Origin of the sequence: Campylobacter sp. IFREMER_LSEM_CL292 (genome assembly GCF_025771615.1) — a bacterium.
Taxonomy (GTDB): Bacteria; Campylobacterota; Campylobacteria; order Campylobacterales; family Campylobacteraceae; genus Campylobacter_D; species Campylobacter_D lari_D.
Window position 1 is genome coordinate 1 of sequence record NZ_JAKMQP010000022.1, and the last position, 6,626, is coordinate 6,626.

Sequence of the window (6,626 nt, forward strand, 5' to 3'; positions counted from 1 at the left end):
CCAATTTAATAAAACTTTAAGCTTTTACTGCTATAATTTCATTTCCTTTTCAAATAAAAGGGGCTTAAAAAACTTAAGATTTTTATCTTAATTTTTAATATTTGTTCTTTAAATTATTAATATTGTTAATCAAATCTTATAGTCAATCTTTGAAATCTAAATAAGTGATCGATTGAGCCAGAGATTTACCTTAATAATGTAAATCTATCAATTAATAATTAAAGATTATTTTATTAATCTTTAAAATACTTTTTCTTTGGAGAAAAAGATTAAACTATCTATATTTTTTATGGAGAGTTTGATCCTGGCTCAGAGTGAACGCTGGCGGCGTGCCTAATACATGCAAGTCGAACGATGAAGCTTTTAGCTTGCTAGAAGTGGATTAGTGGCGCACGGGTGAGTAAGGTATAGTTAATCTGCCCTACACAAGAGGACAACAGTTGGAAACGACTGCTAATACTCTATACTCCTGCTTAACATAAGTTGAGTAGGGAAAGTTTTTCGGTGTAGGATGAGACTATATAGTATCAGCTAGTTGGTGAGGTAATGGCTCACCAAGGCTATGACGCTTAACTGGTCTGAGAGGATGATCAGTCACACTGGAACTGAGACACGGTCCAGACTCCTACGGGAGGCAGCAGTAGGGAATATTGCGCAATGGGGGAAACCCTGACGCAGCAACGCCGCGTGGAGGATGACACTTTTCGGAGCGTAAACTCCTTTTCTTAGGGAAGAATTCTGACGGTACCTAAGGAATAAGCACCGGCTAACTCCGTGCCAGCAGCCGCGGTAATACGGAGGGTGCAAGCGTTACTCGGAATCACTGGGCGTAAAGGGCGCGTAGGCGGATTATCAAGTCTCTTGTGAAATCCAACGGCTTAACCGTTGAACTGCTTGGGAAACTGGTAGTCTAGAGTGAGGGAGAGGCAGATGGAATTGGTGGTGTAGGGGTAAAATCCGTAGATATCACCAAGAATACCCATTGCGAAGGCGATCTGCTGGAACTTAACTGACGCTAAGGCGCGAAAGCGTGGGGAGCAAACAGGATTAGATACCCTGGTAGTCCACGCCCTAAACGATGTACACTAGTTGTTGGGGTGCTAGTCATCTCAGTAATGCAGCTAACGCATTAAGTGTACCGCCTGGGGAGTACGGTCGCAAGATTAAAACTCAAAGGAATAGACGGGGACCCGCACAAGCGGTGGAGCATGTGGTTTAATTCGAAGATACGCGAAGAACCTTACCTGGGCTTGATATCCTAAGAACCTCTTAGAGATAAGAGGGTGCTAGCTTGCTAGAACTTAGAGACAGGTGCTGCACGGCTGTCGTCAGCTCGTGTCGTGAGATGTTGGGTTAAGTCCCGCAACGAGCGCAACCCACGTATTTAGTTGCTAACGGTTTGGCCGAGCACTCTAAATAGACTGCCTTCGTAAGGAGGAGGAAGGTGTGGACGACGTCAAGTCATCATGGCCCTTATGCCCAGGGCGACACACGTGCTACAATGGCATATACAATGAGACGCAATACCGCGAGGTGGAGCAAATCTATAAAATATGTCCCAGTTCGGATTGTTCTCTGCAACTCGAGAGCATGAAGCCGGAATCGCTAGTAATCGTAGATCAGCCATGCTACGGTGAATACGTTCCCGGGTCTTGTACTCACCGCCCGTCACACCATGGGAGTTGATTTCACTCGAAGCCGGAATACTAAACTAGTTACCGTCCACAGTGGAATCAGCGACTGGGGTGAAGTCGTAACAAGGTAACCGTAGGAGAACCTGCGGTTGGATCACCTCCTTTCTAGAGTACAAACTGATAAGTCTCACAACTATCAGTTCATATATAGACTCAATCATCCTTGTTTAGATTTCAAAGATTGATGAAAAGCTAATTTTGGGGAATTAGCTCAGCTGGGAGAGCGCCTGCTTTGCACGCAGGAGGTCAGCGGTTCGATCCCGCTATTCTCCACCATTTATTAAGGGCCTATAGCTCAGCTGGTTAGAGTGCACCCCTGATAAGGGTGAGGTCACAAGTTCAAGTCTTGTTAGGCCCACCATAAAAAAGATTTGTTTATCAATCATATAATAAAGTTTTAAAACTTAAAGCAAGTATATAGCTAATAATAAAGTAATAATTAAAGTAAAATACTTTATTACTTATGTTTTTAAATTATTTAAACTCTTTATATATACTTCCTTTAGGTTTTAAGACCTAAGCTAAATAAATAATAGAATATTTTATATATTAGATTAGTTATTTAATGTTATTTGAATTATCATTGTTAAGAGTCACAAGCAAGTTTTAATAAAAACAATTTTACAGGACTTGTTAAAGGATAAAACCTAACTATCTTTTCTTTAGCTTTTAGTTAAAGACAAGTTTTAAACTCACAACTTAGTTAGACTAATGTTTTTAGTTTTATTAAGTGTTTAAATGCTTTCCGTCTTAAGATAGTAAAGTCTTATCATAAAAACTTTAACAAGGAAGTGATGCGTTTTAGAATGAATTAAAAGGTAAGCTATTAAGAGCGAATGGTGGATGCCTTGGCTGGTAAAGGCGATGAAGGACGTACTAGACTGCGATAAGCTACGGGGAGCTGTCAAGAAGCTTTGATCCGTAGATTTCCGAATGGGGCAACCCAGTATATAGAGATATATACTACCATAATGGAGCGAACGTAGGGAATTGAAACATCTTAGTACCTACAGGAAAAGAAATCAATAGAGATTGCGTCAGTAGCGGCGAGCGAAAGCGCAAGAGGGCAAACCCAGTGCTTGCACTGGGGGTTGTAGGACTGCAATGTGCAATAGGTAAGGTTAGTAGAACACTCTGGAAAGTGTAGCCATAGAGGGTGATAGTCCCGTATACGAAAACTAAACCTTAGCTAGCAGTATCCTGAGTAGGGCGGGACACGAGGAATCCTGTCTGAAGCTGGGTCGACCACGATCCAACCCTAAATACTACTACCAGACCGATAGTGCACAAGTACCGTGAGGGAAAGGTGAAAAGAACTGAGGTGATCAGAGTGAAATAGAACCTGAAACCATTTGCTTACAATCATTCAGAGCACTATGTAGCAATACAGTGTGATGGACTGCCTTTTGCATAATGAGCCTGCGAGTTGTGGTGTCTGGCAAGGTTAAGCACACGCGAAGCCGTAGCGAAAGCGAGTCTGAATAGGGCGCTTAAGTCAGATGCTGCAGACCCGAAACGAAGTGATCTATCCATGAGCAAGTTGAAGCTAGTGTAAGAACTAGTGGAGGACTGAACCGATAGGCGTTGAAAAGCCCCCGGATGACTTGTGGATAGGGGTGAAAGGCCAATCAAACTTCGTGATAGCTGGTTCTCTCCGAAATATATTTAGGTATAGCGTTGTGTCGTAGTATAAGGGGGTAGAGCACTGAATGGGCTAGGGCATACACCAATGTACCAAACCCTATCAAACTCCGAATACCTTATATGTAATCACAGCAGTCAGGCGGCGAGTGATAAAATCCGTCGTCAAGAGGGAAACAACCCAGACTACCAGCTAAGGTCCCTAAATCTTACTTAAGTGGAAAACGATGTGAAGTTACTTAAACAACCAGGAGGTTGGCTTAGAAGCAGCCATCCTTTAAAGAAAGCGTAATAGCTCACTGGTCTAGTGATTTTGCGCGGAAAATATAACGGGGCTAAAGTAAGTACCGAAGCTGTAGACTTGATTTTATCAAGTGGTAGGAGAGCGTTCTATTTGCGCCGAAGGTATACCGGTAAGGAGTGCTGGAGCGAATAGAAGTGAGCATGCAGGCATGAGTAGCGATAATTAATGTGAGAATCATTAACGCCGTAAACCCAAGGTTTCCTACGCGATGCTCGTCATCGTAGGGTTAGTCGGGTCCTAAGTCGAGTCCGAAAGGGGTAGACGATGGCAAATTGGTTAATATTCCAATACCAACATTAGTGTGCGATGGAAGGACGCTTAGGGCTAAGCAAGCTAGCGGATGGAAGTGCTAGTCTAAGGTCGTAGGAGGTTATATAGGCAAATCCGTATAACAATACTCCGAGAACTGAAAGGCTCTTCAAAGTCTTCGGACAGCGAGGAGAATTGCTGATGCCGTCGAGCCAAGAAAAGTTTCTAAGTTTAGCTAATGTTGCCCGTACCGTAAACCGACACAGGTGGGTGGGATGAGTATTCTAAGGCGCGTGGAAGAACTCTCTTTAAGGAACTCTGCAAAATAGCACCGTATCTTCGGTATAAGGTGTGGTTCGCTTCGTATTAGGATTTACTCCGAAAGCGAAGAAACTTACAACAAAGAGTCCCTCCCGACTGTTTACCAAAAACACAGCACTCTGCTAACTCGTAAGAGGATGTATAGGGTGTGACGCCTGCCCGGTGCTCGAAGGTTAATTGATGGGGTTAGCATTAGCGAAGCTCTTGATCGAAGCCCGAGTAAACGGCGGCCGTAACTATAACGGTCCTAAGGTAGCGAAATTCCTTGTCGGTTAAATACCGACCTGCATGAATGGCGTAACGAGATGGGAGCTGTCTCAAAGAGGGATCCAGTGAAATTGTAGTGGAGGTGAAAATTCCTCCTACCCGCGGCAAGACGGAAAGACCCCGTGGACCTTTACTACAGCTTGACACTGCTATTTGGATAAGAATGTGCAGGATAGGTGGGAGGCTTTGAGTATATGACGCCAGTTGTATATGAGCCGTTGTTGAGATACCACTCTTTCTTATTTGGGTAGCTAACCAGCTTGAGTTATCCTCAAGTGGGACAATGTCTGGTGGGTAGTTTGACTGGGGCGGTCGCCTCCCAAATAATAACGGAGGCTTACAAAGGTTGGCTCAGAACGGTTGGAAATCGTTCGTAGAGTATAAAGGTATAAGCCAGCTTAACTGCAAGACATACAAGTCAAGCAGAGACGAAAGTCGGTCTTAGTGATCCGGTGGTTCTGTGTGGAAGGGCCATCGCTCAAAGGATAAAAGGTACCCCGGGGATAACAGGCTGATCTCCCCCAAGAGCTCACATCGACGGGGAGGTTTGGCACCTCGATGTCGGCTCATCGCATCCTGGGGCTGGAGCAGGTCCCAAGGGTATGGCTGTTCGCCATTTAAAGCGGTACGCGAGCTGGGTTCAGAACGTCGTGAGACAGTTCGGTCCCTATCTGCCGTGGGCGTAAGAAGATTGAAGAGATTTGACCCTAGTACGAGAGGACCGGGTTGAACAAACCACTGGTGTAGCTGTTGTTCTGCCAAGAGCATCGCAGCGTAGCTAAGTTTGGAACGGATAAACGCTGAAAGCATCTAAGCGTGAAGCCAACTCTAAGATGAATCTTCTCTAAGCTCTCTAGAAGACTACTAGTTTGATAGGCTGGGTGTGTAATGGATGAAAGTCCTTTAGCTGACCAGTACTAATAGAGCGTTTGGCTTATCTTATTTAAGCATCACTTCCTTGTTAAGGTTTTTAATAAAGCTTTGAGTATTTTTATGTGAAATATTTATATAAAAATTACATTCTTAAGTTTATAAAATCTTACAAGTAAAGTTTATATTAGAACTTGCTCTTAACATTGTTTTTTAAGTATTCTAAAATAAAACAATAAAGTATTTAGTTCAATAAAACATCTAAATATAAGAATAAGATGAAAGTTAAAATAAAAATGATTTTTATGTTTAAATCTTATTGATTGTTTTTATTATGCTATATTAAATAGAATATTTAAATAACAATGTCCGTGATTATACAGATGTGGAGACGCCTTGCTCCATCCCGAACCAAGAAGCTAAGCACATCGTGGGTGATGATACTACGCCTTACTGGCAGGGGGAAAGTAGCTCATTGCGGACTTGTTAATTCTTATTATTCTTACTTTATATATAATCCTATAGTTATTTTAGTTATTTATAAAATTTATTTTTATATATTATTTAGTTATATTGTGAAAATTTTTAATTAATTTGTGTTGATTAGATAGGGTATTTATTATTTTTTTTTATTTTATAAAATTTAGTTTTATATGCATTTAGCTGTTTATTGGTTTAATTTTTAGAGTGGTTTGTTTTTTTTATTTTGTTATCGATTTTTATTCTTATATGTTATGGTTTTTGGGTTTATTGTTTTATTTTTTTATGGTTTAGATTTGTGTTGTTAGTTATTGAATTGTTTTAATGGCTTATTTGGTGGTTGGGTTTATTGTTTTATTTTTTGTGATTTTTATTTAGTGGTTTAGCCAACTTGGTTGTTAACTGTAGATAGTTTTTAATTCTTATTTTTAGTGTTTGATTTAGTTTTAGGTTTTTTATGGTTTGGGGATTTAGTTGTTTTAACTTTAAAATGTTTATAGTGAGTTTGATAAATTTTGTTTTTTAGTTTTTATCGCTTATGTTTTTGGTTTTTTATTAATCTGATAAATTAGGTTTTTTTTATTTTTAGTATAGTTTTTAGATTTGGTTTTTAATCTATGTTGAAGTATTCTAATAATTTATTGGTGGTTTATTTTTAATTGTTTGTTGACTTTTTTATCAATTTGCTAAAATTATTTTTGTTCTTTAGTGGTTTGCTAAATATGTTTTAATTTTTAGATTATATTTCTTATATTTCTTATATTTCTTATATTTCTTATATTTCTTATATTTCTTATATT

Annotated in this window: 2 tRNA genes and 3 rRNA genes; all 5 read left to right on the plus strand. The window is 40.1% G+C overall.

The features are described 5' to 3' along the window. Positions 1–286: 286 nt before the first annotated feature. The 5 genes from L8T82_RS07815 (at position 287) to rrf (ending at position 5,830) form a co-directional block, all read left to right on the plus strand. Positions 287–1,799 (plus strand): 16S ribosomal RNA (locus L8T82_RS07815). 95 nt (positions 1,800–1,894) lie between these two features. Further along, positions 1,895–1,970 (plus strand) — tRNA-Ala (locus L8T82_RS07820). Positions 1,971–1,978: 8 nt separating this feature from the next. After that, positions 1,979–2,055, plus strand: a tRNA-Ile gene (locus L8T82_RS07825). Between the two features lie 455 nt (positions 2,056–2,510). After that, positions 2,511–5,418, plus strand: a 23S ribosomal RNA gene (locus L8T82_RS07830). A 295-nt stretch (positions 5,419–5,713) separates the two neighbouring features. Beyond that, a 5S ribosomal RNA gene (gene rrf, locus L8T82_RS07835) occupies positions 5,714–5,830 on the plus strand. Together the 16S, 23S and 5S rRNA genes with 2 tRNA genes alongside form the textbook arrangement of a ribosomal RNA operon. Positions 5,831–6,626: the final 796 nt, after the last annotated feature.